26 protein-coding genes and 5 tRNA genes are annotated in these 26,527 nt (G+C 51.9%); 5 read left to right on the forward strand and 26 right to left on the reverse strand.

Annotated elements, in window-relative coordinates:
- Nucleotides 1-132: 132 nt before the first annotated feature.
- From FRY98_RS05860 to FRY98_RS05900, 9 genes are all read right to left on the reverse strand, one after another.
- A complete protein-coding gene (locus tag FRY98_RS05860) occupies nucleotides 133-549 on the reverse strand; it encodes a thiol-disulfide oxidoreductase DCC family protein (protein ID WP_148450766.1) in 417 nt (138 codons plus the stop codon).
- 85 nt (nucleotides 550-634) lie between these two features.
- Nucleotides 635-913, reverse strand: a complete 279-nt coding sequence (locus FRY98_RS05865) for a hypothetical protein (RefSeq protein WP_148450767.1) — start codon at nucleotides 911-913, stop codon at nucleotides 635-637.
- Nucleotides 914-1,095: 182 nt separating this feature from the next.
- Nucleotides 1,096-1,518: an organic hydroperoxide resistance protein gene (locus tag FRY98_RS05870; protein WP_148450768.1), complete on the reverse strand. Its 423-nt coding sequence runs from the start codon at nucleotides 1,516-1,518 to the stop codon at nucleotides 1,096-1,098.
- An 89-nt stretch (nucleotides 1,519-1,607) separates the two neighbouring features.
- Nucleotides 1,608-2,639 carry a hypothetical protein gene (locus FRY98_RS28865; RefSeq protein ID WP_225039506.1) on the reverse strand — a complete coding sequence of 344 codons (1,032 nt, stop codon included), beginning with the start codon at nucleotides 2,637-2,639 and terminating at the stop codon, nucleotides 1,608-1,610.
- Between the two features lie 13 nt (nucleotides 2,640-2,652).
- Nucleotides 2,653-3,894, reverse strand: coding sequence for an ABC transporter permease (locus FRY98_RS05880; protein WP_148450769.1), 1,242 nt, complete (start codon nucleotides 3,892-3,894; stop codon nucleotides 2,653-2,655).
- Nucleotides 3,891-4,586 carry an ABC transporter ATP-binding protein gene (locus FRY98_RS05885; RefSeq protein ID WP_148450770.1) on the reverse strand — a complete coding sequence of 232 codons (696 nt, stop codon included), beginning with the start codon at nucleotides 4,584-4,586 and terminating at the stop codon, nucleotides 3,891-3,893. Before FRY98_RS05885 ends, FRY98_RS05880 begins: the two co-directional genes overlap by 4 nt.
- Nucleotides 4,587-4,658: 72 nt before the next feature.
- Nucleotides 4,659-6,371 carry an alkaline phosphatase gene (locus FRY98_RS05890; protein ID WP_148450771.1) on the reverse strand — a complete coding sequence of 571 codons (1,713 nt, stop codon included), beginning with the start codon at nucleotides 6,369-6,371 and terminating at the stop codon, nucleotides 4,659-4,661.
- 570 nt (nucleotides 6,372-6,941) lie between these two features.
- A tRNA-Leu gene (locus FRY98_RS05895) sits at nucleotides 6,942-7,024 on the reverse strand.
- 61 nt (nucleotides 7,025-7,085) lie between these two features.
- A complete protein-coding gene (locus FRY98_RS05900; RefSeq protein ID WP_148450772.1) occupies nucleotides 7,086-7,451 on the reverse strand; it encodes a helix-turn-helix domain-containing protein in 366 nt (121 codons plus the stop codon).
- A gap of 210 nt (nucleotides 7,452-7,661) precedes the next feature.
- Here FRY98_RS05900 and FRY98_RS05905 point away from each other — a divergent pair, with 210 nt between their 5' ends.
- On the forward strand, nucleotides 7,662-8,288 hold the full coding sequence (locus FRY98_RS05905; protein ID WP_170287033.1) for a PAS domain-containing protein: 627 nt from the start codon (nucleotides 7,662-7,664) through the stop codon (nucleotides 8,286-8,288).
- Between the two features lie 6 nt (nucleotides 8,289-8,294).
- Here the strand turns inward: FRY98_RS05905 and FRY98_RS05910 are convergent, their stop codons facing one another.
- Nucleotides 8,295-8,999 carry an AzlC family ABC transporter permease gene (locus FRY98_RS05910; RefSeq protein WP_148450774.1) on the reverse strand — a complete coding sequence of 235 codons (705 nt, stop codon included), beginning with the start codon at nucleotides 8,997-8,999 and terminating at the stop codon, nucleotides 8,295-8,297.
- Between the two features lie 14 nt (nucleotides 9,000-9,013).
- Entirely contained in the window at nucleotides 9,014-9,331 is a 318-nt protein-coding gene (locus FRY98_RS05915) for an AzlD domain-containing protein (protein WP_148450775.1), read from the reverse strand.
- 150 nt (nucleotides 9,332-9,481) lie between these two features.
- Here FRY98_RS05915 and FRY98_RS05920 point away from each other — a divergent pair, with 150 nt between their 5' ends.
- Nucleotides 9,482-10,330 carry a Cof-type HAD-IIB family hydrolase gene (locus FRY98_RS05920; protein WP_148450776.1) on the forward strand — a complete coding sequence of 283 codons (849 nt, stop codon included), beginning with the start codon at nucleotides 9,482-9,484 and terminating at the stop codon, nucleotides 10,328-10,330.
- Between the two features lie 96 nt (nucleotides 10,331-10,426).
- On the opposite strand, the gene FRY98_RS05925 is transcribed toward FRY98_RS05920, so the two are convergent.
- From FRY98_RS05925 to FRY98_RS05980, 11 genes are all read right to left on the reverse strand, one after another.
- Nucleotides 10,427-11,983 carry an alpha/beta hydrolase gene (locus tag FRY98_RS05925; RefSeq protein ID WP_148450777.1) on the reverse strand — a complete coding sequence of 519 codons (1,557 nt, stop codon included), beginning with the start codon at nucleotides 11,981-11,983 and terminating at the stop codon, nucleotides 10,427-10,429.
- Nucleotides 11,984-12,004: 21 nt separating this feature from the next.
- A complete protein-coding gene (locus FRY98_RS05930; RefSeq protein ID WP_148450778.1) occupies nucleotides 12,005-13,027 on the reverse strand; it encodes a FecCD family ABC transporter permease in 1,023 nt (340 codons plus the stop codon).
- Complete coding sequence (locus FRY98_RS05935; protein WP_148450779.1) at nucleotides 13,020-14,027, reverse strand: FecCD family ABC transporter permease; 1,008 nt, start codon at nucleotides 14,025-14,027, stop codon at nucleotides 13,020-13,022. Before FRY98_RS05935 ends, FRY98_RS05930 begins: the two co-directional genes overlap by 8 nt.
- 22 nt (nucleotides 14,028-14,049) lie before the next feature.
- Nucleotides 14,050-15,024, reverse strand: a complete 975-nt coding sequence (locus FRY98_RS05940) for an ABC transporter substrate-binding protein (protein WP_148450780.1) — start codon at nucleotides 15,022-15,024, stop codon at nucleotides 14,050-14,052.
- Nucleotides 15,025-15,143: 119 nt separating this feature from the next.
- Nucleotides 15,144-16,796: an AraC family transcriptional regulator gene (locus FRY98_RS05945; RefSeq protein WP_148450781.1), complete on the reverse strand. Its 1,653-nt coding sequence runs from the start codon at nucleotides 16,794-16,796 to the stop codon at nucleotides 15,144-15,146.
- Between the two features lie 127 nt (nucleotides 16,797-16,923).
- Nucleotides 16,924-17,006, reverse strand: a tRNA-Leu gene (locus FRY98_RS05950).
- 5 nt (nucleotides 17,007-17,011) lie between these two features.
- Nucleotides 17,012-17,086 (reverse strand) — tRNA-Glu (locus tag FRY98_RS05955).
- 189 nt (nucleotides 17,087-17,275) lie between these two features.
- A tRNA-Ser gene (locus FRY98_RS05960) sits at nucleotides 17,276-17,364 on the reverse strand.
- Nucleotides 17,365-17,371: 7 nt separating this feature from the next.
- Nucleotides 17,372-17,447 (reverse strand) — tRNA-Asn (locus FRY98_RS05965).
- Between the two features lie 392 nt (nucleotides 17,448-17,839).
- Nucleotides 17,840-18,484 (reverse strand): Vat family streptogramin A O-acetyltransferase, encoded by a 645-nt coding sequence (locus FRY98_RS05970; RefSeq protein WP_148450782.1) that lies wholly within the window; start codon nucleotides 18,482-18,484, stop codon nucleotides 17,840-17,842.
- 335 nt (nucleotides 18,485-18,819) lie between these two features.
- Nucleotides 18,820-19,281, reverse strand: coding sequence for a SprT family protein (locus FRY98_RS05980; RefSeq protein WP_148450783.1), 462 nt, complete (start codon nucleotides 19,279-19,281; stop codon nucleotides 18,820-18,822).
- Between the two features lie 118 nt (nucleotides 19,282-19,399).
- On the opposite strand from FRY98_RS05980, the gene FRY98_RS05985 reads away from it, so the two are divergent.
- Together FRY98_RS05985 and cmpA are read left to right on the forward strand one after the other, a co-directional pair.
- Nucleotides 19,400-19,753, forward strand: coding sequence for a hydrolase/acyltransferase (locus FRY98_RS05985; RefSeq protein ID WP_148450784.1), 354 nt, complete (start codon nucleotides 19,400-19,402; stop codon nucleotides 19,751-19,753).
- An 80-nt stretch (nucleotides 19,754-19,833) separates the two neighbouring features.
- Entirely contained in the window at nucleotides 19,834-19,971 is a 138-nt protein-coding gene (gene cmpA / locus FRY98_RS05990; RefSeq protein ID WP_148451205.1) for a cortex morphogenetic protein CmpA, read from the forward strand.
- Between the two features lie 91 nt (nucleotides 19,972-20,062).
- Here cmpA and FRY98_RS05995 read toward each other — a convergent pair whose 3' ends face one another.
- Nucleotides 20,063-20,854 carry an adenylate/guanylate cyclase domain-containing protein gene (locus FRY98_RS05995; RefSeq protein ID WP_148450785.1) on the reverse strand — a complete coding sequence of 264 codons (792 nt, stop codon included), beginning with the start codon at nucleotides 20,852-20,854 and terminating at the stop codon, nucleotides 20,063-20,065.
- A 21-nt stretch (nucleotides 20,855-20,875) separates the two neighbouring features.
- Entirely contained in the window at nucleotides 20,876-22,012 is a 1,137-nt protein-coding gene (locus FRY98_RS06000; RefSeq protein WP_148450786.1) for an HD-GYP domain-containing protein, read from the reverse strand.
- A 175-nt stretch (nucleotides 22,013-22,187) separates the two neighbouring features.
- On the opposite strand from FRY98_RS06000, the gene FRY98_RS06005 reads away from it, so the two are divergent.
- A complete protein-coding gene (locus tag FRY98_RS06005; protein ID WP_225039510.1) occupies nucleotides 22,188-22,871 on the forward strand; it encodes a Crp/Fnr family transcriptional regulator in 684 nt (227 codons plus the stop codon).
- A gap of 142 nt (nucleotides 22,872-23,013) precedes the next feature.
- Here FRY98_RS06005 and FRY98_RS06010 read toward each other — a convergent pair whose 3' ends face one another.
- Nucleotides 23,014-25,230: a Tex family protein gene (locus FRY98_RS06010; protein WP_211373262.1), complete on the reverse strand. Its 2,217-nt coding sequence runs from the start codon at nucleotides 25,228-25,230 to the stop codon at nucleotides 23,014-23,016.
- Nucleotides 25,231-25,947: 717 nt separating this feature from the next.
- Complete coding sequence (locus FRY98_RS06015; protein ID WP_148450788.1) at nucleotides 25,948-26,304, reverse strand: DUF4190 domain-containing protein; 357 nt, start codon at nucleotides 26,302-26,304, stop codon at nucleotides 25,948-25,950.
- Nucleotides 26,305-26,527 lie beyond the last annotated feature (223 nt).

Consider the following 26,527-nt stretch of genomic DNA (forward strand, 5'->3'; position numbering starts at 1 on the left):
TCACGCTCCTTCCAAGGAACGAAAAAAAAGCACCGCCCAAAAACCGATTTCTCGGTGTTTGGACGGTGCTTCCGTTCCCGTATTCCTGAATTTTACAGTTAGAATAACACAGTTTTTTTCATCGGACAAGTCCTAATTCTCATCCTCCAGAAAACGCCTTTTGATGTCCGGGGTGGGGACCATACACGCCTCAGCCTTTCCGAACCACTTGTAGCGATTGGCGGCAATCCAGCGGTATACGGCATTGCGCACCACGGGCGGCACCACGATAAAGATGTAGAGCAGGGGCCAGGGGAAACGCAATCCCTTGGCGATGCGAAGGGCCGCGGCGGAACGGGAGTATATCCTCCCCTTTTCCAATAGCAGCATCGTATCTCCCGTATCGGGGGCTCGGTCCGCCAGAAGTTTCCGTGCCGAGGAGGATTGAAGGGACGCGAAACGAAACCTTCCCCGGGGGTCGCGCCGGATAATAAACTTCACCGCGCCCTGACAAAGGTGGCATACGCCGTCAAAAAAAACGATCGCGGAGGCTGACTGATCCTGTTCCACGGTGCTTCCTCTCCCCTCTTTTATATAGAGAAAAGCACGGAGCGATGATCGCCCCGCGCTCACTATGCGCAACCGAATCGGTTCATTATTCGGCCAAAGCCTTGTCAATCCATTGTTCGTCTGTAATTTGGCGCTCGATATCGCCCGAAAAGTTATCCATGCATTTGCAAATGAAATCTTTACGGCAGACCGGGCAAGGCGTTTTCTGCAAACGGCTGATATTCGTTAACCGCCATTCGGGAAAACGGTGGTAAAATACTCGGCACTCCGTTCCGTCGGCCAGCTTGACGATAAATTCGTACAAACCTTCTTTTTCATTGCTTCCAGCCTTGGTCACGTTCTCTACATTCGGTCTGTAAGACATGGTCATCACCCGTATTATCAATTTAAAAACCTGTTTTAGTACTTAGACATATTAAATAATTTTCATCCATGTGTCAACTTGGAAGGGGATGACATCCCGATCATCGAGAATCCCGGCTTAGAAAAAGACTTCCCCGTTAGTATGCCACAAGGAAGTCTTTTTTATTGAAGCTGATGTTTGCGCTATTCCACCAAATTTAATTTAACCTCGATATTACCTCTTGTCGCCTTGGAGTAAGGGCAGAAGTCGTGCGCCTGATGCAATAATTCCTGGGCTTTGGCGCGCTCCACTCCCGGCAGCTTCACATCGATTTGTACGGCGAGACGAAATCCGCCGTCTTCCTCGTCTTTGCCGATGCTTACATGGTGGGTAACCTCGGCGTCTTCCGCCTTGACTCCGGCTTTCTGGGCTACATTGGCCAATGCGCTCGCAAAGCAGGCACCATACCCGGCCGCAAACAATGCCTCCGGATTGGTACCTCCGCCGCCTTGTCCCCCCATTGCTTCGGGCATACTAAGGTTGAGCTTTAAGACGCCGTCCGATGTTTCCACCGTTCCGGTACGCCCGCCTTTTACCGTGGCAGAGACCGTATACAATGGTTTCATATAAAGCACCTCCTTCAATAACCGGTCTATTGTCCATTTAAAGCAATGCACGGGTCTTGAAACGCAAAAGGCGAACTGCCGGCCCTGGCCTATTCCTTAATTTCCTTAAACTTCGCGTCGTAAAGGCGGAACATCGTCTTGTAGCCGGACTCGTCAATTTTAATTCCCACATCGAGCCGGCCCGTCACTTGGAGCGGCTCCGATTTGTATCGGAGCTTGACGTCGTCCGGTACAAACACGATCATAATTTTATTCCAATAGGTTTCATCCCCGTTATCGAACGGACATTCCGCACCCGGTTCCGGGATGAGCAAAAACCAGTTTTTTTCAAAGGACAGCACCTCCCCCATAAACCCCTTTATGGTAACCGTCGTACCGCTAAGATCCCAGAACTGTTCGGAAGGGGTCGTCTGGTCTTCACCGTCGAAAAATCCGGACCAGCTGATGGTCTGAGGACCTTTGGCGGGCTTTTTTGTGCTTATATCCGCGGTTTTCGGCTCGGCGGAAGGCTGCTCCGTTGTTATTTTTGTTTTCGTTTTCGTTTCGGCGGCCGCCCGTTTCGAATCCGTGTCAGCTTCCTTGGGCTGTTTTCCAGTGGGGTTTTCTTGTTCCGCGGCCGCTGATTCTGCCGCCTGCTTTCCTGTCACCGCTTCCGCTTTCTCCGGCTTATCCTCCCTTGCCGTGTCCGTTTTGGCCGGTTGTCGCCCATCGGCGGATGCCGCTTTTGCCGGCAGCTTCCCGTCGGCCGTTCCCGCTTGGGGTAAGCTCTTCTCTACTGCTTTAACGCCGCCTGATAGATCCGCATCTAGATTTTCTTTGACTTGCCCCGTTCCCTCTGTATTTTCGATTTCGCCATCCTGTTTAATCGAACCCTTCTCCTGATCCTTCAAGGGCTCGTTGAGGGATCCTCCAGGGGCTCCCGCTTCCTGCCGCGGCTTGTCGTCAGGCTCTTCATCGGGCGTCCCCCCCGGCGGCTCTTCCTTCACGGTCACGGGCGCGTCTGCCGCCTCAGCCTGGGCGAAGGTTCCCGCGGTCGAGCTGGCGGGTTTGCTTTGCCCGCATGCTTGCAAGAGAATGGCGATCGCTATCATCAACAAAGGAATTAGTCTTTGGTTTCTCATCCTCTTGTTCCTCCTATGCTTTAAAAAGAGTCAACGCATCCGTCCGATACATTCGGAACGCCGGGATCATGGAAGCGGCCAGGCCGATTACCAAGGCTCCGGCGGCAATGGCCGCGTGATCCGCCGTTATCTGAAACGGGTTAATCTGAATGCCCGCATAGTTGAATACGGCTTCTTTAAGAAAATAAGCGGCGGCATGCCCGGCTAGATAGCCCAAAAGAAGCCCGAATGCCGTAAGCGCGAGCCCCTCTCCCACCATCGAAGCCATGATATATCCTTTGGACTTGCCCAAAAGACGCAGCAGCCCCGCATCCTTGGTACGCTCACCCGCGGCGGCCACGAGGGACAACAGGATCGTCACGGCAGCCAACAACACGCACAGCAGGGTCACGATTTCGATCAGTTCGGAACCTCTGTCCACCAGGTTCACCACATCGGCCACCGCCTTGCTCGTGTACACCACCTGAACCCCGGCTTCGCTCTCAAGCGCATCCCTTAACTCCTGCCCGCTCAGCAGCGTCTTGGGCTTCACCAGGACGGCCGTAACCTCCCGATGCCCGCTTTCCACGCCGTGAACCGCCCATGCATGATCTACTGTCGTAAAAACAGCCCGATCATCCGGCGTATTCAATCTCGGCAGTATTCCCGTAATCGTATACCGGAATTGTTCATGCGCATCATGCTCTTCCCCTTCATGCCCCTCTTCGTGCTCCTCTTCGTGCTCCTCTCCATGCTCCTCCTCATCATGCAATCCTTCCACCAATCCATGGGCTCCTGTAAAGCTGTCGCCTACATGAAGTCCCAGCGTTTGAGCCACATGAGCCCCGACGACGACTTCCCCCGTTTGCCGGTATAGGCCGCCTTCCGATAAGGCCCGATCCCCGTATCTTGTCATGAAATAGGCGGAGTCGATCCCCACGATCGGGAATTCGTTAAAATAATCTCCGGTCGTCATGGGGAAAGCACGATCTATCGCCTGATGCTCGCTTACCGCCTCCCACGCTTCTTCGGAAATATTGCCGGTAGGGGCTCCCACATGATAGAAGGTGTTGAGCACCAGCTGCGTTTCGCTTCCGGCAGCGCCGATGACCAGATCAAAAGGGCCGTACCCGTTTTCCGCCCCTTCCTCCACCCCCGCCTTGGACATGGATAGTAAAAGAACAAACCCGACGGTCGCCGTCACCGACAGAATTGTCAGCAGTGACAGAAACTTGCGGTGCAGCAGGTTTCGAAGCATGTAACGCAGCATGCTCATATCGCGACGTCCTCCTGTACTTGCAGGGTACGGTTCATCCGATTGATTTGATGAATATGTTGGGTCGCCGGGAAGCGCTCGGCCATATTCAAATCATGGGTAACGACCAAAAGCGTCTGCTTATGGCTGCCGCACAGTTCCAGCAGCAGGTTGCCGATTTCGTCCGCGGTTTCCCAGTCCAGGCTTCCCGTCGGTTCATCGGCCAACACCAGTTCCGGCTCATGGATCAACGCCCGGACGATCGCCACCCGCTGCTGCTGTCCACGGGACAGCTGGGCGGGCTTGTGGGCTCCCCGATCCTTGAGTCCAACCCGCTCAAGCCATTCATCGACGCTGCCCCGCCGACTTTTCCCTTTCGCGGCACCGGAGAGCGCCATTTCAATGTTTTCCTTGGCCGTTAACGAAGGGATCAGATAAAAATCCTGCATAATATACCCGATATGAGCGGAACGGTAAGAATCCCGGGCAGGCTCGTTCATCTCGGACAACCGCTCGCCGCCGAGCGTGATAACACCCGAATCAGGCTTCATAATTCCGCTGATCAAATGAAGCAGCGTGCTTTTTCCGGAACCGCTGGGCCCGGTGATCGCGATTTTATCGCCCTGGTTGACGTTCCATTCGGGAATATCAAGAATAGGAATCGTTTTTCCCGCTACTTGAAACTGTTTCCTAACTTCACGAAATTCCAGCATGCCTATCCCCCTTCAAAATAAAGCGAACAGGAGAAAAGGGATTCTCCTGTTCCTGCATGATTTCTTCAAGCCTTATTTCAATAGGATTCGTTCCGACAAAGCATCCCATTTCAGCGTTTTTCCGGTCAGCTCGTTAAATGCGCCAAGGGGCAGGTACAAGGTTCCGTTATCGACATCAATGGTGTACTTCCCGTTTGCCTTTGCCGCTTTCCCCCCGAGATCGATCTTCAAGGACTTGCCGCTTACGGTGAGCGTAGCGGTCGCCCCGCTCTCCTGGTATGTTCCTCCAAGCGCCTCGGTCAAGGCTTTTGCCGGATACAGCACCTCTTTATCGCGATTGATCTTAAATTTCGGATAGATATGACGCGATTGCAGCTCGGCCGTCGCCTTAGCCAAATCAACGCCGATAACTTCAGCTCCGGCTACCGCGATTTCGGTGTTGTCGACCTGGCCCTTCAACTTTTCGGCGATCGGTCCATAGGCCCATACCCCTACGTCCACGGCGGAGTGGCCGTGCCCGGACCAACCTACCAGAAGGCGTTTGGAAATCACCGCGTTATAACCGCCTTCCCGTTTATAAGAAGATCCGTCGCCATCAAGGATGTATTGGGCTTCTTCGTCCGTCAGATCCGTAATCCAGGTGTTGTCCGCCACGATTTTCTTCACATCCGCCAACGTTTTGGCTTCGTTTAAAGCGCCGACCAAATATTCCGAAGAATGCTTTTGCTTATCCCACAAATCGATATTGATTTCATAAATGTTATCTCTGGACAAAGACAATCCGCCTGTTTCATGGTCCGCGGTGACGACTACCGACGTATTTCCGTCCTTCTTTGCAAAATCGATCGCCACTTTAAACGCGGCATCGAAATCCAGCGCCTCTTGAACCAGAGTCGGCAGATCGTTCGCATGCCCGGCATGGTCGATCCGTCCTCCTTCGATCATGATGGCAAAGCCGTCCTCATCCGCCGACAATACTTCAAGCGCTTTGGAGGTCATGGCCGCCAGGCTAGGCGTTTCCGCTTTCCGATCCGGTACGTAATCGACGTGGGAGCCGCCGAACAGCCCCAGCACTTTAGTGTCTTTTGCCGTCAATGACTTCAGGCTTTGGGCATCCTCTACCACCTTATATCCCTTCGCTTTAAATTCCGGAATCAGGTTCTTATCCGTCCGTTTTCCCTTTTCCTCTTTTGTTACAAAGAAGGATTTGCCGCCGCCGAAGAGCACATCCACTCCGCTATCCAAATATTGGGACGCGATCGCATTTTCGTTATCGCGGCTGCGCACATGCGAAGCGTAAACAGCCGGTGTTGCATGGGTGATCCGTGCCGTCGTCACGAGGCCGGTGGCCTTCCCGCTGGCTTCCGCCGCTTCAATGACCGAGGCAAACGGTTTGGAGACGTCTTCGTTGGATACGCTGATGCCGGCATTATACGTTTTGTGACCGGTCGCAAAGGCGGTGCCGGCGGATGCCGAATCCGTGACGATACCGGAAACGACGGTACCTCCGTCCTCGCCACGATCCGCATATGTAGTCGCTTGCCCCACATAATAAGAATCAAGATTGAGCGATTTCACGCCTTTTACGTACTGCTGGTAATAGCGGGCGGCCGAAATTTGAGCCGGTCCCATGCCGTCCCCGATCAGCACGATCAGGTTTTTGGAGGACGCCTTCCCGGGGGAAGCTCCCTTGTTTCCGTTTTCCTGGGCGATCGCCGCAGGGCCCGCCGCGATAACCGCCAGAGCCATTCCGCTGACAGCCAGCCTTCTCCACAGCTTATTCATGCTCTTCCCTCCTATTTGGTTTAAACTAAATCGAGTATATTATCCAAATATTTGGGGACTGTTAGAGAAGTGTTACTTCCAGGTAAATCAATCACATCACCACCCCTGAAGGGGTGCGATTAGCACTAGTCTCCCGTCAGACCACCTTGATAACATAGAATTCCTGCATATGTGCATGTTTTTTCTTGGTTGGGGCCAAAAATTTCAAAACTCCTGCAAATCTGCAGGAATTTTCGACGAAACCGGCTCGTTTCTCTAAAATCGCTGGAAATGCCTGCAGATTTGCATCCTTTTGGAGTTGGAAGCTTGGAAGCTCACTAGGCGCCTCTTTGTATGTGACATATCACATCGATTAGCCATTAAGCCACCTTTTCCTTTCGTTATACATCGTAGCTTGAACACTCCTATGATAACGAAACCATCAGGTCGTTTTTTGCTATAAGCAGCACTAACCATCCACATAGCAGGTGGTTTTTTGTTTCGCGCGTTTTCACGCACTCAACTGGCTAAAGCTGTAACAAAAAAAAGCCCCCGGGATGATTCCCGGAGACTTTCTTGCGTAACATAGGATGCGGTCGAGAGGACTCGAACCTCCACGGGCGTACGCCCACTACCCCCTCAAGATAGCGTGTCTGCCATTCCACCACGACCGCGCGGCAGTTCATAAGCGAACATTCTTATTATATCGATGTGTTTAAGAAATGTAAAGTGGAATTAATCTCCACGGTTTTCCTTCTGTCTGCGGTGCTTAATAAATTCCAAGTATTCCTGAATGAACGTCGCTTCGCTATGGTCCAGCGGATAGCCGTATTCCATCAAAATTTCTCCAATGCTCCTGCCGTAGGACGCCTGATGTTCCATTACCATAGAGGGCTGCCTTACTTCCTGCCTGGTCAAGAGCCAATCCAAACTTACGTTAAAATAAGCCGCAATTTCGATCAGTTTGTTCGTGCTTGGCGTCGATTTTCCACGTTTCCAATCTCCCAGATTCCCCGTGCTGATGCTCAGGTCCAGACAGAACTGTTTTTTGGTCATCTTTCTATCCTTAATAAGCGACTCGATCCGGTCATAAATGGCCACTCTCTCCGACCTTCCTTCAGTACATGTCTTTTTTCGCGCATTTGCGTGTTGTTGGATTGTAAAATGACGTATTTGCGTATATAATCAAATCAAAGCTTACTGCCGCTTTAACTCCATCCAATTATACCACAAAATTTCCACAAATTATTTTTGTTATGCAAACTGCGCGATGACACCTGACCCCAAATAACTGGAGTAGGAGGGAATGCTTTGAGAGATCCGTTTTTCCTTTCGCAGGAAGCCGCCAACTGTCTTCCCATAAGCCTGGCCATCCTTGATCCCGAGGGAACGATCCGTTACGTTAACCAAACTTGGATTCGTACGGCGGAGAAATACGGGCTTTCTCCGCTTTGGGACCGTCCGGGAATGAATGTACTGAAGCATTTCGGAAATCCGGCAAATCACAGCGGAAAACCCGATATTACCGAATGGTTGACCCGGCTTCAACGGGTCCTCGACGGAACGCTCCCTTCCTTCAACGCGGAGATGCAGCTTTGCGCCACGAGTAAGCGCTGGTACAGGCTTGAAGGCGTACCTTTGCGGGATGCCGAAACATCGGAGATCCGCGGCTTGATCCTGCTCTACTCCGATATAACCATATATAAAGAAACCGAATCCAAACTTCGCGAAGCCTTCTCCCAAGCCCATATACTCCATGGTTTGCTGCCCATTTGCGCCGTCTGCAAGAAAATTAAAGACGAGCTGAATTCCTGGGTTCCCATCGAAGAATATCTCAAAGCCCGTACTTGCGCAGATTTCACACACGATATTTGTCCGGATTGCATCCGTTCCCACTATCCCCAATACTCCCGCATTTTGGACTCCGGCGATCCCTAACGGGACTTAGATGCTCCTTTGCTTTCTATTTTGATAATTTTTTACAACCAGGCCCACGGTCGCTCCGCCCAAGCCGCCCAGCACGATTCCTGCGCCTCCCAAACCGATCAATCCCGCAGTGATAGCCAGCACGGCACCGGTCGTGGCGGAGGCAAGCGTCGGCAGGTTGATCTCGCCGCCAAACAGCAGGGCGATAAACATCGCGGGAAGTGCGAATTCCAGAATGTCCGACAGTTCCGGAGGAACGAGCCCGCCTAGGCCGATACCGACACTCGTTCCAGCGATCCAGGAGGCGTAAGCCGCAAAGGCAAAGGTTAAATAATAGGCTGGCATAAGCCGTTCTCCACTTTTGAGACGACTGGAAACGACCGCATAAACCTCATCCGTCAAACCAAAAGCCGCAGCCCACTTTAACGGCTCGCTCCATGTCTTCATATGGGGACCTATCGTGGCTCCATATAGAATGTGCCTTAGATTCACCAGCAAAATCGTCGTGATCACTGCGGTCGGGACTGCGGCGTAGCCGATCATACCGACCAGCATGAACTGCGCTCCTCCGGAATAAATCCATACCGAGCCGAGAATCGTATACAGCGAGGAAAAACCGCTGGCTGCCGCCAATACCCCAAAGGTTACCGATATTGGAAAATAAGCGATCACTATCGGCAATGCGTCTTTAAGCGCCATCGAGATTCGATCTTGTCGGTTCATAGTCCTACCCCCTGTTACAGCAAGTAATAAGCGACAGCGTACAAACCGACTCCGGAAGCCACGGTCGGCAGCAATCTCCGGGACCACCAAGCAACCAGTATGGTGGGAACAGCCGCAATAAGGGCTTTATTTTCCGCCCAATTCACCCATTGATCTTGGTTTAACAGCAGCAAAGGACCGAGAAGCGCGCCAAGAACCGCAGGTGAAACAAAGTTCAGCCATTCCCTGGTCTTGTCGGACCATTTTATCCGGCTTCCCAGAACAGACGATCCGGCCCGAAACAAATACGTACCCAAGCCGATCAGCAGTATCATCCAAAGTGTGGCATCCATTCTTTCTCATCCTTCTTATCGCTCTTGACTTAATGTCACCCACATCACGGTCCATTGTAACATAACCCCTATGGGTTGACCTGAAATGCTTTTCATAAATTATACTCGGAAGGGTTATTACTAGAGCATAGAGAAACGGGAGGAACCATCATGAAATTGATCGCCATCGATTTGGACGGAACTCTATTGACAAGCCAAGTCAAACCCAGCGAAGAAGGCATAGCCGAGATTGCCAAAATGCTGAAGTCGGGTGAACATAAGGTCACCATTTGTACGGGAAGAGCGAGCTATGATGTGCGGAATTTGGTCGGTTTGGATAATCTGCCTATGATTTCCTTCAACGGGGCGTCGGTCATAGACGGGGAAGGCCGCCTGTTGAACGAAACGCCGATTGAGCGCAAAATAGCCGAGGAAGCGGTGCAATACTTGCACGAGCTGGATGTATACTTTGAAATTTTTTGCCCGGACGCCATCTATTCTCCTTCCCGGGGGGAAGACAAATTGAGAGCGGAAATGGATGTCCTGCTCAGCTCCAATCCCGGGATTGATCGGGATTTGCTGTGGAAGAGCGCCATGATCCAATTTGTACAGTTCGGTATAAGACAAGTGAATCACCCTCAACAAGTGCTGCAAACCGGCTCGTCCGTCTACAAGTTGCTTGTGTTTACCTACAACGAACGCAAACTTCAAGCGATTCAGGAACATTTTGCCGATCATCCTTATGTCCATACTACCTCTTCCGCCGATCATACTTTGGAGATCATCTCCACCGCTACGGATAAAGGCAAAGCGTTGAAATTTCTCGCCGACCATTACAGCATCCCCTTGAGTGATACGGTCGTGATCGGAGACAGTTATAACGATATCTCTATGTTTCAAATCGCAGGCACCCGAATCGCTATGGAAAATGCGGTTGATGAGGTCAAGCAACTCAGTTCCGCAGTAACCCGCAGCAATAACGAACACGGTGTTGCCTATGCTTTAAGGCATTTAATCTAAGGCCCGGCTAAGTTAAGAGGTTCTAAGACGATCATTCACCTTCACCATTAGAAAACACCGCTGAAAGGCACAAGTGCTCAGCGGTGTTTATTTTGTTCAAGAGGTCACAAATCGCAGCAGTTCGCTAATCAAGGCGGGAAGTACGGAGACATGGCCTTCCCTTTCCACTTCCTTATATTCCACCGCAAGCTTAGGGCAGGATTGAGTAAGCCGGTTCATCAGCTCCCGGGCATCGCGGATCATGGACTCCTTTTCTTCCGTTCCGGTGATCAAGAGGATCTCCGGGGAGAATTCCCCAGCGTCGGGAAAAGTCTCGCCCGCCTGCTCCCATAATGTGTAGAGCACATGATTTTTCCACCAGACTGACGGACTCGCCGCCGCATAGCGTTGGAAAGCCTCCCGCCTTGTCATCATGGCATAGAGAGTGACAAATCCGCCAAGCGAATGGCCGAACAAGGTTTGCTTTGCCCGGTTAATCCGATATCGCCTTCCCAGTTCGGGCTTAAGCTGCCTCTCCAGGAAATCGAGAAACTCATCCGCGCCTCCCGTTTCCGGCCATTTCGTCCCGCCCGGACGTTCCGGCAACTCCCCGTCCTCGGCGTAAACGGTATAATCTCGAAATCTCTCGGTTGTAACCAGCGGTTCGAGAGAGTCATAACCGATACCGACGATCAACGCGGCCGGAATCCCGTGCGGGCCCCGCGATTGCAGTCGCATGGCCTCCGCCAGGGAACCGAATGAGGCGTTCCCGTCCAGGGAATACAAAACCGGGTACCCCGCTTCAGGAGGCGGCGCGTCCGGCACAGCCACGAAAACACGATATTCGCGGCCCGTATGGTCTGCTCTCATACGCCACACCTCGGTTCCCGGGATATGATAGCGCGCGCTGTTCTCTTTGACCGGCTGCAATAACCCGGGAGTTGAATGGAACAATCGCTGCAGGGCTTCGGGAAATCTTTGAGCCATAAACAAATCGTCATGCGTCCCGTCCGGGTCCCAGGCAAACGTCAATTGTTCTTGGGGAAATCCTTGCTCCACCATCAAGCGATAAACCTCTTTACCGCAGTAGACCATATTTTTCTGGACGGTTTGCTTGTAGATTCCTTCAAGGCCGCCCAGGGACATGTATACACGAAGATTAGGGTCCAGTCCTTGCGAACCTCTAACAAAATCAAGCACCCCCGGGTACCAAAAGGAAGGCGACAGCAAACCGAGTTTCCCGAATACGTCCGGCCTCCAATACCCTGCGAACCAGGAAATCAATCCGCCGAGCGAGCCGCCGATCATTCCCGTGGAGTCTGCGGCCGGAATCGTCCGGTAATGCCGGTCAATATAGGGTTTAAGCACCTCCGCAATTTCATCGATATACCTTCGTCCCATCCCGCCAAAGCCGATGGAGGTCGGAGCCAGGGCTTCCGCAGGCCAAGGGGTGTACTCGTCATTTCGGCATGCCGTTTCAACCCCGACACAAATCAATTCAGGCAGTTGCCCCGACAGAAATAAATGCTCCAAATAATTGAGGCAGCTCGTAAAAAGAAAGCCGCCGTCATGCACATACACGACGGGATAATGGCGAACGGTTTTCTCGTAAGAGGGAGGTAAATACAGCAGCACTTCTCTCTCTCCGATTTTCAACTGTTGGAATTTCCGCATCAGGACCTCCCGCTAATTGGGTTATTTTCTGTTTCGAATAAGGAGATAGACAAAATAGGGGACGCCAAGAATAGAAATAACCACGCCCACCGCCAACTCGGCCGGGGCGAATACCGTCTTGCCGATCAAATCTCCGATGACGAGCATCGCGATGCCGATCAGGCCGCTGACAGGGAGGATATGCTTATGCTGCAATCCGACCAATTGCCGCGCCAGATGAGGGGCGATTAACCCGACAAACGCGATGGCCCCCGCAAAAGCTACGCTGGCGCTAATCAGTCCGATACTGCACAGCAGCAAAAGATTTTTTTCCCGTTCCAGCGCCACGCCCAACCCTTTCGCATTTTCCTCGCCCAGCTGAAGCAAATCCAAAACCGACGACCTTAACCAAATGACCAGCGGAATGATCAGCAACCAAGGCAGCATAGCGGCAACAAACTTCCAGTTCGCGCCATGGAGGCTGCCGGACAACCAGACCGCGGCCATCTCATAGTCCTGCGGATTCATTTTGAGCGAAACATACATCGTCACGGCCCCAAAACCGGTTCCCATCGCGATACCGACCAAAATCAACCGCTGAGGGTCGAGTCTTCCTCCTTGTCTGGCGAAGGAATAGATCGCGGCCAAGGCCGCAAATCCTCCGGCCAGCCCAAACAGCGGCATGGTCATCACTCCGAGCCAGCCGGTTAAATTTACGGTTCCCTGGAACAGAAACATGAACAGAACGACCGCCATGCCGGCCCCGGCATTAATGCCGAGAACGCCCGGATCGGCCAGCCCGTTTCGCGTAATCCCTTGAAGAACGCAGCCCGCTATGCCGAGAGCAAACCCGATGCAGGCTCCCAAAACAATCCGCGGCAAACGGAACTCAAAAACGACCAGATCATATTCCGGTTGAGGATCGATCCGTAACAAGGTTTTAACGATATCTTTGACCGATATCTCAAAATTCCCATAAGTTAAGCTGAAATAGACCGCCACGAGGATGAGCAAAAGCCCGCTGGCGAGAACGGCTGCCGTTCTTCCGGCCGAAAATTTACGCACGCTGCTCGCCTCCCCGGGTCTTGATCAGATAAAGGAAGAACGGAACGCCGAACAGTGCGGTCACGACCCCTACCGGCGTTTCAAACGGAAAGTTGATAAACCTCGCCAGCAAATCGCAAAGCGTCAAAAACAAGCCCCCGAGCACACCGGAGACGGGGACGATCCACCGGTAATCCGAACCGGAAATAAACCGGGCGATATGAGGAACAATCAGCCCCACGAAAGCGATTTTCCCGGCCAGGGCCACGGATACGCCGGTCAAAATAACGACGGCCAGCATAGCAAGCCCTTTGACCAGCCAGACTCGAATCCCCAGCCCCGCCGCCGTTTCCTCGCCCAGCGACAAAGCCGAAATCGACTTCGATAATACCAGGCTTAACGCCAGACCCGCCACGGCAAAGGGAACGGTCAGCTTGATCATCTCCGGGTCGAGTTGGTGCAGCCGGGAATTAAACCAGAAACTCAATTTTTGGGATACTTGAAAATACGATTGAATCGCATTGGCGACACCGCTTAAAAAGCTCCCGATAACCGTACCTAAAATCGCCAGGCGGACCGGAGTCATTCCTTTCGGGATCAGCCAAGCCAGTCCGAACACCATCGCCGCCCCGGCCGCAGATCCCAACAAGGAACTAAGAATGTACAAATTGGGGGTGGCTCCAGGCAGTACGGCCATAAACAAAGTGACCGCAAACACGGAGCCGTCCGAGACGCCCATAATGGAGGGGGAGGCCAGGTAGTTTCTTGTAATCCCCTGCATCAGCGCTCCCGACACGGCAAGAAAAGCCCCGATCAGCATGGAGCCTATCGCCCTCGGAAGCCGTGAAGTCATAACGATCTGGTGGTCGACAAGCTCCTTGTCGAAAGCGAATACCGCATTCCACACGGTCTCCAGTGTCATCGGTTTTGCACCGTAACGCGTTGAAATTAAGATAAGTAAAATAGCGGCTGCCGGAGCCATTAACAAAATGAACGCCGGCAGCATTTTTTTCTGCTTCATGATTTAACACGCCTTATTTATACTATTTGGTCAGGCGGTCCACCGCCGCTTTCAAAAATTCAATCTTGCTGTAAGCGGTGCCTCCTTGGATGAGGGGATCTACCGCATTGATAAACAGTTTTCCGTTTTTGACGGCGGCCACGTTTTTCAAAATCGGGTCGTTCTGAAATTGTTCCAGCGCGTTCGGACTTTCCTTATTTTCATCAGGCGAGAATTGAAGGAAAATGTAATCCGGGTTCATTTCGGCAAGCCTTTCTTTGGAAAGCAGTTCCTGGGCTTTCGCCGCCTTTACCTCGGCCGGAGCCGTTAGGCCCAAATCCTCATAGAGCACGGGATTAAAAAACACCTTCTCCGGATATATGTACAGCTCGCCAACGCGAATACGCATCGCAAGCACCTTCGCACCCTTTACGGAATCATTCAGCTTGGTTTTGGCATCCTCCAAATCGGACTTATATTTGGCGATTTCCTGCTCCGCCTGCTCTTGCTTGCCGCTTAACTCCCCAAGCAGGCGCAGATTGCTTTCCCAATCCGTAGACACATGGGAATACGGAAGCGTCGGGGCAATCTTAGCCAATTGCTCCATCACTTCAGGCTTGAACTTGGTGCTGCCCAAGATCACATCCGGTTTCAGGGACAGAATCGTCTCGAAATTCGGTTCGGTCTTCTCTCCTACGGATTGGGCTTCCCCCGTAATCGGCCGGAACAGCTCGGGGAATTGGCCGCCTACGGTGATCGCCCCCACCGGTTTGACGTCCAGGACAATGGCGTCCTCCATCGCTTCCACGGCTCCCGTAATGACAATACGGTCCGTTTTGGCCGGGACCTTGTATTCTTTTCCGAGATAATTAATAATTCTTGTCTCCGCCTGTTCGGCCGAAGCCGCTTTTTCCGTCCCCGACGGGGACTCGGCGGCCTCTTTCTTTTCACCGCAGGCCGTAAATACAACCGATATAAGGAATAACAACCCCACTACTGCCCATTTCGTCTGTTTCATCTCTTCTCTGCTGCCCCTTTCCATGAATCGAATCTATCTATCAGATGATAATGATAATTATTATCATTAATATCGTAAATAACCTGTCATAGATTCGCCATGGATTATCGACGGAAGTTTCATGGACTTTTATCGGAAAAGCAGGCCGGCAGCTCCCCAAGCATTCGCCAGATCGCTTCCGGCGAATATTCCCGCCAAGGATAGGAAGAAAGAAGATGTACCTTCCCGGCGCGAACCGCCTCGATGCCCAGCCACTGGGGAGAAGATTGCAGCTTGGCCCAGTACGCTAAGGTCGCCGTATCCTGCCGGACGAGCAAAAACAAATGCTCCGCCCGGAGGCCCGCGAGCTCCTCGAGCCGGATTGGACCGACGCCGGACAACGCATTTTCAGCCCCCATCATCTCAAATAAAACCTCCCGAAGGCCCCTGCCCTCGTTAATCCTCATTTGATCCAAGTGCAAACAGAGCGGCAGAATACGGGGAGATTCCTTCAACCGATCCCGTAATGTATTGCGAATCTCCGTTTCTCTGGCGTGAAAACCATCGAGCCAGTTTTGGGCTTCCTTCTTTTTATCAAGCAATTCGGCAAGCTCCCCCAACTGGGATTCCCATCCGATTGTTTCGGCCTTCATTTCATAGACTGGAGCGATCTTCTCCAACCTTTCTTGTTCCCAAGCTTCGACACCAGAGGCGCAAATGATCAACTCGGGCCGGGAATCGGCAAGTTTCTGCAAATTCATCCGCTTATTATAATTCTGCCGGTAGGCGTCCAAATGCACGGGAACCACCGACGCCAGAGCATGATAATAAGAACGGGACCATTTGGGGTGAAGAGGCGCGGCGTAAGGAGTAATTTGCAGTGGAAGCAAAAAACCGAGCACGGAAGACGAGCCGTACACGGCAAGCTTATTCTGCTTCGATCTGGAGTAGGCGGTTGGAGACAAACCGAACTCTTTTTTGAACTTCCTACTGAAATAAAACTCGTCTTTGTACCCCACCTGGTGGGCCACATCCCGCAGCCTTCCCCCCGTTCCCAGGATGAGCTGCTTCGCCTTATTCAAGCGGATTTGCGTCAAATACTCCATCGCGCTGAGTCCATACGCCTTCCGAAACACTTCTGCAAAATACTTCGGACTGAGCTCCGCAATTCCCGCCAGCTGGTCCATGGTCAACTCGTCGGCGTAATGCTCCTCCATATGGCTTCTCGCCCGTTCCAACGCCTGGCTCTTATCCGTTCCGGCCGGATGGCCCGATGCCGTTATAATCCCGTACAACAGCTCCTGAAAGTCCAGTTGGGCTTTCCAACGTTTTATCTTATCCTTGTGATAAAAATGGCCATAGACGGACCGGCATAACAAGGCTGCGCGATCTTCCCAACCCGGGAAATGGATGATCCTTTCCTCCACCCCGTCTTCCCTATTCATTTCGGTCTCGCGTAATTCATGGCGAAGCCCCTCATTCGCCTGATTGGCTTGGTAAACGCTAAAGTAAAACACCATCGCATTTACCGACGCCGGTGACTCGGCTGACATCCCGAAGGTGCTGTTTTTGGGACAAAAACAGGCGGAGCCTTTGCTCATCCGCAAGGTCTGCTGATCCCGTTCCATAAGGATGTCGCCTCCCAGCAATACAATGAGAGCCGAATGCAGCGTTAACCGTTGGTCCCCCGGCTGTCGCAGCCCTTTTATGATTTCAAGATCCCACAGGCGAACGGTCCAAGGACCGCCCCCCGGTTGGAATTGGTCCGGTTGATCGGTTTTAGGATCAAGCAATGCAAAAACCACCTTTTATTGAGAATCATTATCAATCAATATACCATATTCCTCTAAGCTTAGGTTTGAAAATGAAAAAAAGCAGTCCCGATAACCGAAGTTACCGGGACTGCCTCAAATCATAGGATGCGGTCGAGAGGACTCGAACCTCCACGGGCGTACGCCCACTACCCCCTCAAGATAGCGTGTCTGCCATTCCACCACGACCGCATATATGGTGACCCGTAGGGGATTCGAACCCCTGTTACCTCCGTGAAAGGGAGGTGTCTTAACCCCTTGACCAACGGGCCGTACGCTGTGTCACCCAGAAGCGGCGACAAGAATGAGTATAACAGAAACTAGAATGCCTTGCAACAATAATTTTTAAAGTTTTATAGAGGGATACTCTCGCGACGAACCTTCCCATTGAGGGTTCTCATCCCTCTGCAAAAAGAACCTCCCGGATTTAACGGGAGGTTCTTGATCGATGTAACTCAGAACGGAGAGAGAGGGATTCGAACCCTCGCACCGCTTACGCAGTCTAACCCCTTAGCAGAGGGTCCCCTTATAGCCACTTGGGTATCTCTCCAGGAAAATGGCTCCCCGAACAGGACTCGAACCTGTGACAACTCGATTAACAGTCGAGTGCTCTACCAACTGAGCTATCGGGGAATAGAAGTGTCGTCAGAACAAAATTAAATTTATCATGTTTGTGTAAACAAGTCAAGATTTTAGCGGTATTTTTGACCTCCGGTTATAAGGAATTCATAACTAGATAGGTTGACCTAAAGGATTGGCACTGAGCAAGGATGAGATAGGCATTCGGACATAAAGTACCGCCGTCGGAGTCCGTATCATTAACGGGAAAACTTCCTGTTAATTTACCACTATTGGCCTCTCGATCGGATTTAGCTGGAAAAGTTCCATCTATTTCGCGGTCCTGTTGCCGATATACAAAAACTCAGGCGAATTAACGGGAGGTTTTCCAGCTAATTCGCTTCTGCAGCCGAATACGTACCAAATTAACGGGAAGAATTCCCTTTATTTCGAACCAAATCAATAGTTCAACCTATATCGATAATCTCCTTGATTCTTGTTAGATCCCCACTGCAAAGAGCATCCAGATTTTCAAAAATCTTTTGGGCCGGCCAGTCCCACCATTTAATGGAAAGTAGATATTCGATGAGTTCGTCATCAAATCTTTTTCGAATTACTTTACAGGGATTCCCCCCGGCGATATGGTAAGGAGGAACATCTTTTACGACGACTGAATTGGCTGCGATAATGGCTCCGTCACCAATATGCACACCCGGCATTACGGTAACATTTTGACCGATCCACACATCGTTTCCTATAACTGTATCGCCTTTTAAGGGTAAGTCTGCCAGTGTGGGAGCCGACTTTTCCCAACCATTGCCCATAATGTTAAAAGGATAGGTGGTTACGCTGGACATTCTATGGTTTGCACCATTCATAACAAATTCAATGCCCTTGGCTATAGCGCAAAACTTCCCGATTATCAACTTATCTCCGATAAATTCATAATGATGAGTAACATGCTCTTCAAACTTTTCTGCCCCGTCTATATCGTCATAATATGTGTAGTCACCGACTATGATATTGGGTCGAGTGACCACGTTTTTAATGTAACATAGACTTTTAATTTGCTCGTTCGGGTAGATGGCATTAGGATCAGGACCATATCGCATATAAAAATCCCTCCTTCGATGGTTTTGATATTTCATTATACCTTAGATTTGCGATTAATCTTTGCCTAAATACGCTATAATTGCTCCCAAAATAAAAAGAACCATCGTCTCCATAAAAGGAACCGTGGTTCTTATGTTTTTGCTTGGTGATGCAATCCTGCTTCGTTTTTGTTTTTCGGGTTCTCAAATCCGCAAAAGAGAACGGGCTGCGGCCGAGTTCCGGGTTTCTTTTTCCCTCGCGGATCAGCTTCCGGCGAATTTTCTTAGCTTTCGATTGGGCCATTCTTAGTTCACTCCTTACATGTATTGAGCTAAGTATAGCACATGTTTGACCCTTACAGTGCGTTTAAACGCAGCGGGCCGGCACATCTTCCGCATCGGTATCTGGCCGGGTCGACCTTCCGCTTTCGCAGGTACTCCATCCCGCACTTGGAACAAGTCAGTTTATACCGATAGGGCAGGACCCTGCGTTTGGCGGTCCCGGGCAATCCCTGGCAGTAGCGGCTTCCGCCCACCTGCGCCAGCAGTCGCTTAAAATCGGGATCGCCATGCTTGTACCCTCTCCCCGACAAATGCAGATGATAGTGGCACAGTTCGTGCTTAATAATCCGCTCTACTTCTTCTTTCCCGTAAACTTCCAACTGCGCGGGATTGATCTCGATATCATGGGATTTCATGAAATATCGCCCTCCGGTCGTCCGAAGGCGCCGGTTAAAGCTCGCCCGATGCCTAAACGGAAGGCCGAAGGAGTCGTGGGAAATCTGCTCCACCCAGGCTTGCAGTTGTTCATTGGTCATCGGCTTGTCCCCTTTTCCGCCCAAAGTCTGATCTTCTCCCTCAAGGTTGTTACTTGAATTTTAACTTCGCCTTACGCTACACTGTCAAGTAGGATACAACAAAAAGGAGATATCGTACATGGCCCTTATGAGATACGTCATTTTGCAGCAGGAGCAAAACTTGTTATTTGTAGAAATGCCCCGCGATTATGCCTATCAGCTAAGCGCGTTGAACCTGCGTTTGAATAAAGAAATCGATAAACTGACCGCCAGCAAGGTTCCCGCCCTGCCCATCGCGGTAGCGGAATGCGATAATCTGGATTTGCTTCAGGAATCGCTGCTCATCACAAGCGGATTGGATTACATCAATGACTTGGAAGCGGCGTTCTCGGCCATCCGCGAAGAAAATTACCCGCTGATCTCCCTTTTGACGGAGATTCGGGCATTGCAAGCCCAGCTTGAACAATGGTACGAGGAAGAAGGAATAGCCTAGCATCCTTCCGGCTGGACCTGCACGGTTTCCGGCGTTTCCCCATATGCTACCTACAAAGGGTGCCGGAGGAGGAGATCGTGTTGCCTAAGTGGCTCAGCAACCAGATAATGCGCGCCTTTCATAAGCGCGACCGCCGACAGATTCGATTATTGAATGACTGCTGGTTTTTCTATTATAACCGCCGGGACGATAGCGGTCCGAATCATGACCTGCAGTAAAGTATCCCCCCGTGAAAAACCATGGTGCAAAACGAAAGCCCGCCATCTTTGGCGGGCTTTGTTCTTGGTAACGGGTGCAGCTTTTCAATTGTCACACAACCCCCTCCAATTCATAAACGACGATTTCCTGTTCTTTTCCTTTCATCTGCAGCTTGCCAGGAGAACTTACCCGGATCCTGTCCTTAACCGCCTCATAGGTCGTTTCGCTGATTAGAATTTGCCCCGGTTTGGCCAGGCTCTCCAATCTGGCCGCGGTATTTACGGCGTCCCCCACGGCGGTGTAGTCCATTCTCGTCAAGGAGCCGATGTTGCCGAATACCGCCGGGCCCGTATGGATACCGATACCGAACTGGACTTGACGGCCGTATCGGTCCATAAGCCTTCGCTCCAAGCCTGCGGCGCCTTCTTTCATCGCCCATGCGGCCTGAACCGCCTTCATCGGATGATCCTCCTGAAAAAAGGGCGCGTTGAAGACCGCCATCGCGGCATCTCCGATAAATTTATCCAACGTCCCTTCATAACGAAGAATACAGCCGGCGGTGAGGTTCAAATATTCGTTTAAAATGGCGACGACTTCTTCCGGCTCCGCGGTTTCAGACAACAGGGAAAATCCACGGATATCGACAAAGAGAATCGTCAGAATGCGGCGAGTCCCACCCAATCTGAGTCCGGCTTCTCCGCTGTTCAAGATTTGATGAACCACCTGCGGCGCCATGTACCTTCCGATAATATGCTCAACTTTTCGCAGTCTGCGTTCTCCCCGCAGCCGAAGGAGAACAATACATAGCAAACACGCGGCTTGAGCGCCGAGCAGAAGCATCACTCCGCCGGCCGGCATCTTGCCTTGCAAAAACGGTAAGCCGCTTAATATCAGTTCCCTCACACTTACACTCCCCGGTTCTCCCTACTCCACGCATGAATGCAGTACGACCACGTCTCTTTTTTTGGCTAAATCCAGCTCATAGGGGTGACTTACCCGTGTTCCGTCGGCCTCCCGGATGATCCGAAGCAAGGGGCGATGACTAAGTCCGCTGGCATGGGCCGCTACAACCCCTACTTGTCCGCTGCTCAGCTTCAAGGTGGTGGAGATCGGAAACACCGAAATATTTTTCAAAAAGGCTTTAACCAGCTCCGCATCGAAAAACCGGTCGCCGGCGCCGAACAAAAATTCAACCGCTTCGCTTTCCCTATAGGCTTGTCTGTAAGGGCGCGGAGAAATCAAGGCGTCATACACATCCGAAATAGCCACGATTTGCACGATCTCCGGAATGTCTTCGCCCTTCATATGGAACGGATAGCCAGACCCGTCGAAGCGTTCGTGGTGAAGCAGCGAGCACTTGGCCGAAACCGCCGACACTCCTTCCAGCCCTTCCGTAAGGCGATATCCTTCAATCGTATGATTTTGCAAAATGACGCGCTCCTCTAAAGTCAGTTCCCGAACGCACCGCAGGATGGACTGAGGAACCCGGGTCATTCCGACATCAAACAGCAGGGATCCTGCAGTGAGATCAAGCAACTTCGCGTTATCGTACTGAAGCGAGATGCCAAGCATCACGGAAAGTGCGGTCACACTCAGCGTGTGCTTAAACAATCCTTGGTCATACGTACGAAGCATGGTCAGAAGATCCATTATTTTTTGATGGGAAGATATATCGCACACCAGACCGCGAAAAAGCCGCTTGAACCGCTGCTCTACGAAAGGAATGGCAATCCGGCCATGAACTTTCTCGGATTCCGCCAACTGCATTAACTCGGCCAGCGTTTGCTTGCGGGCGCGAAAATCGGAAACCGGCACTCCCGTACTGGCTGAAAAATGGGTATGGTTTAAAGCCGGCTTCTCCTGTTCCGCCAAAGACGATTCGGGCATCGGCAGTTTCCTGTTCTTCACAACCACCGAAACGACTCCCAACTGTCTGATTCTCTTGATGTATTGCTCCGTCAGAACCGTCCCCTCTTCCAGAATCGTTAGCCCTGTGCGTCCAAGCACGGCCCGACCTAAAATGTCTCCAGGTTCCAATAATTTGACATGAAACTCTTGCATCGCTTTCTACCCCTGTTCGATCAAAATAGAGGAATATGCCTGGTCGATGGCGAATTATTCCTATCGACAACATTAACAGGATTACAACCGCGAATTTGTAGTGTGAACCACAAAATGTGAAAAAAGTCTCGGTAACGGTACTTTGGTAGCAAAGCAAGAAGCAGGAGGGAAAACTGTGAAAAACCTGCATTTTTTGCGTAATTTTCCTTTCTTTGAGCATCTGGAGGAAGCGGATCTGGAAAAAATCGTTCCGCTTTTTATGACTAGGACATATGAAAAAGGAACTACGCTTTTTTTGGAGAACGAGGATGGCGAGGAACTGTTTCTGATCCAGTCGGGAGCCATCCATATCTACCGAAATGATGAGAACAGAGAGATTATTTTGGCGGTGCTCCGTGAGGGCGACTTCTTCGGAGAGATGGCTCTGCTGGAAAGCGGACAAGTCCGCTCGGCATCCGCCCGCACGATTGAGAAATCGGTACTGTGCATTTTGAAGCGGCGCGATTTCGTCGAGATGCTGAAGGTAAACCCGCAGATTACGCTCAAGATCCTGGAGACCGCGCTAACCCGGCTTCGCAAAGCCAATGAGCAAATCCTAGATCTGACCTTGTTGGACGCCAGAGCGAGAATCGTTCGCACACTGCTTCGGCTGATGGAGGAGCATGGCCGCCGCAAAACGGACGGCATTCAAATCGGGCTAAAGCTGACCCATCAGCAGATTGCCGATATGTCCGGCACCGTAAGGGAGACGGTAACCAAGGTGATGCTCGACCTACAAAACAGCGAATATATTTCCGTCGATAAGAAAGTCGTGCTGGTACGGGACCCCGAAAGGCTGAAACAATCCGCCGGTCTGTAACAATTCGCTAGCGTATATAGCCTGTGTACATATCAGGAAAGTTCTTTCGATTTAGCATAAAAAGGAAGCCGCCTAACGGCGCACACCATAGCAACCGCAAAAAAACCGGACGGCATGTGCTGTCCGGTTTTTCGTCTGTCATCTATAAAGCCGATTTTTGGGGATTTCGCATCGTAAGTCCGACGCGTCCCTTTTTCAAATCGACATTCAGGACCCATACGGTCACATTGTCGCCGACCGAGACGACATCCATCGGGTGCTTGACATATCCTTCGCTGAGCTGGGAGATATGCACCAGGCCGTCGTTCTTGATACCGATATCCACGAAGGCGCCGAAATCGATGACATTCCGCACGGTCCCCTGCAGTTCCATGCCCGGGGTTAAGTCCTCGATCTTGAGCACGTCGGTGCGGAAAATCGGCAGCGGCAGCTCCTCGCGCGGGTCGCGTCCCGGACGCTGAAGGCTGTCCAGAATGTCGCGAAGTGTGGGAACCCCCACTTCCAGCCGGGCCGCCATCGCTTCCGCGTCGACCGCCGCAAGTTTGGCGGCCAGCTCTTTGGAGCCGACTTGTCCCAAATCGACGCCCAACTCCGCGAACAACCGGTTCACCACGTCATAGGACTCGGGGTGGATCGGCGTTTTGTCCAGCGGGTTCCGTCCGTCGCTGATCCGTAGAAACCCGATGCACTGCTCATACGTTTTGGCGCCGAGTCTCGGCACCTTTTGCAACTGCTTCCGGTCGACGAACCGTCCGTTCTCCTCGCGGAACTTGACGATATTCTTCGCCGTCGTCGCGTTGACCCCGGACACGTACGAGAGCAGAGACGGCGAAGCCGTGTTGACGTCGACCCCGACATGGTTGACCGCCGATTCCACAACGGCGGTCAGGCTCTCGTCCAACTGCTTCTGGGAGACGTCATGCTGGTACTGTCCGACCCCGATCGCCTTCGGCTCGATTTTGACGAGCTCGGCCAGCGGGTCCTGCAGGCGCCGGGCAATCGAAACCGCGCTCCGCTCGGCTACATCCAGATCGGGGAATTCCTCCTGCGCCAATTTGGACGCGGAGTAAACGCTGGCACCGGCCTCATTGACAATTAAATAGGCCAGCTCTTTGTCTTTCCGTTCGGCGATGACCTCGGCGACGAACTGCTCCGTTTCGCGCGAGGCGGTCCCGTTGCCGATCACGATCAGCGAGACGGCGTACTTGTCGATCAGCTCGCTGAACTTGGCGGCCGCCTCCCGCTTCTTGTTGTTCGGCGGCGTCGGATACGTCACCGCGACCTCCAGCAGCTTGCCCGTGTCGTCGACCACGGCCAGCTTGCAGCCGGTCCGGTAGGCCGGATCGACGCCGAGCACGCGTTTGCCGCGGACGGGCGGCTGCAGCAGCAGGCTGCGCAGGTTCCCGGCGAAGATGGAGATGGCCTGCTGTTCGGCCCGCTCCGTCAAGGCGCCGCGAACCTCGCGCTCGATCGAAGGCGCGATCAACCGCTTGTACGCGTCCTCAACGACACTGTGAAGGATGCCGCTCACGGCGGAATTTCCCTTAATCCAGCGTCCCGCGATATAGCGATGAATCGGCTCCGCATCCACTTCAAGCGTCACTTTGAGGACGTCTTCCCGTTCTCCGCGGTTCATCGCGAGAATGCGGTGGGAAGGCATTTTCTTTGCCGGCTCCCGATAATTGTAGTACATCTCGTAAACGGACTCGGCCTCCGGCGATTTGGCCTCCGATACCATCATCCCATGGTCCATCGTATATTTGCGGGCCCATGCGCGGATCGCCGCTTCATCGGCTATCGCTTCGGCGACGATATCCATAGCGCCCTGGAGCGCTTCTTCCGCCGTCTGAACGCCTAAATCGGGGTTCACGTACCGGCTTGCCTCAACCAGCGCATCCCCCTGCTTGGGCTCGGACCTCAGCCATTCGGCCAGCGGCTCCAGCCCTTTTTCCTTGGCCACACTCGCTCTTGTTTTGCGTTTCTGCCGGTAAGGGCGGTACAAATCCTCCACTTCCTGGAGCTTGACCGCTTTCTCGATCGACGCGGCCAAGTCGTCCGTCAGCTTCCCCTGTTCGGCGATAATGCGAAGGACTTCCTTCTTCCGTTCCTCCAGATTGCGCAAATACTGCGTACGGTCCTCAATTTCGCGAAGCTGGTTCTCATCCAGCTCCCCGGTCATTTCCTTCCGGTAACGGGCGATGAAGGGAATGGTGTTCCCTTCGTCCAATAGCGAAATCGTCGTGCGTACCTGTTTCTGGGACAGCGAGAGTTCCTTGGCGACCTGCTGAACGATCCGTTCGCGGTTCTCCCTCCCGTTTTGTTCCTCCGCCTTTATGGCATCCGCTTGCGTATGTGACAATAGAATCCCTCTTTCGCTCAAAAATACTCTGTGCTTAGTATTATCACAGACTTCCCAAGGTATTTCCACCACCAGATGAATGCCGGTCCTTTGGAAATAAAAAACACCCGTCCAACGGGTGGCTTGCTCTTAGGCTATAAGCCTTTATTACCGGCTCGCGTCTAAAAGAGCTAGCTTTCACTTCGTTCAAGCTACTATGCCAATTGCCGCTTTTGCCTATCCCTTAAAGGGTGCGTTTATTGCTAGTCCCCTTCAGACAACCTTGATAATATAGAATTCCTGCATATGTGCATGTTTTTTTCTTGTTAGGGGCCCAAAATTTCAAAATTCCTGCAAATCTGCAGGTATTTTTGGCGAAACCGGCTCGTTTCTCTAAAATCGCTGGAAATTCCTGCAGATTTGCATCTTTTTTCGCATACGCTCGGGAATCGGCATAAAAACCTGCAGATTTGCATCTTTTTGGAGTTGGAAGCTTGGAAGTACTCTAGGCGCCACTATGTAGGTGACATATCACTTCGATTAGCCATTAAACCACCTTACCTTTCGCTATACATAGCAACTTGAACACTCCTATGATAACGACCCCATCTGGTGTTTTTTTGCTATAGCAGGCGGTTTGTTGTTTCGCACGCTTCGCGAGCTCAACAGACTAAAGCCACTAATAAAAAACACCGGGGCTGCGTATAGCCGCGGTGTCTCCGGGAACATGGATGACCATTAGAAGTTCGTGTAAATATTTCCGCTGCTTACCGAAGCAAACGCGATAAGAGCGAAGACTAAAATCAAGAGAATGATGCCGTACAAAGCGGTTCCGACGATACCGCAAACCAGACCGGCAATGGATAATCCCTTGCCCTGTTCCCCGGTTCTCTTCAACTCCTTGAAGGATAAGCTGGCAAATACAATGGCCACAATCCCCAGGAGAAAGCCTATATAAGGAATCACGATGGACAGGATGCCCATGACGAGAGATGCGATCGATTTACCGTTCGTCTTGGCGGGTGGCGGCGGATAGCCGGGCGGGTAATTGTTGAATGTCGTGTATTGATACTGGTCTTGCGGATTTTGATCCATGAAGAAGCCTCCTCAAAAAAATTACTGCATATTCGCATGGCCGGAAAGCCAGAAAATATCCCTATGCTTGGGAATCCATTTCCTGCCCTCACATATGCCCCAAAAAAGTCCAGATAATAACATTGTACTTCATCCTCAGTTTTGGTGCCATCCTTATTTATACATTGAAAAAAACGGCAGGAAATTTTCAGTTTTCTTTCAGCCTCACTTCAGAATAGATTCA

Source organism: Paenibacillus faecis (assembly GCF_008084145.1).
Lineage (GTDB): Bacteria > Bacillota > Bacilli > Paenibacillales > Paenibacillaceae > Fontibacillus > Fontibacillus faecis.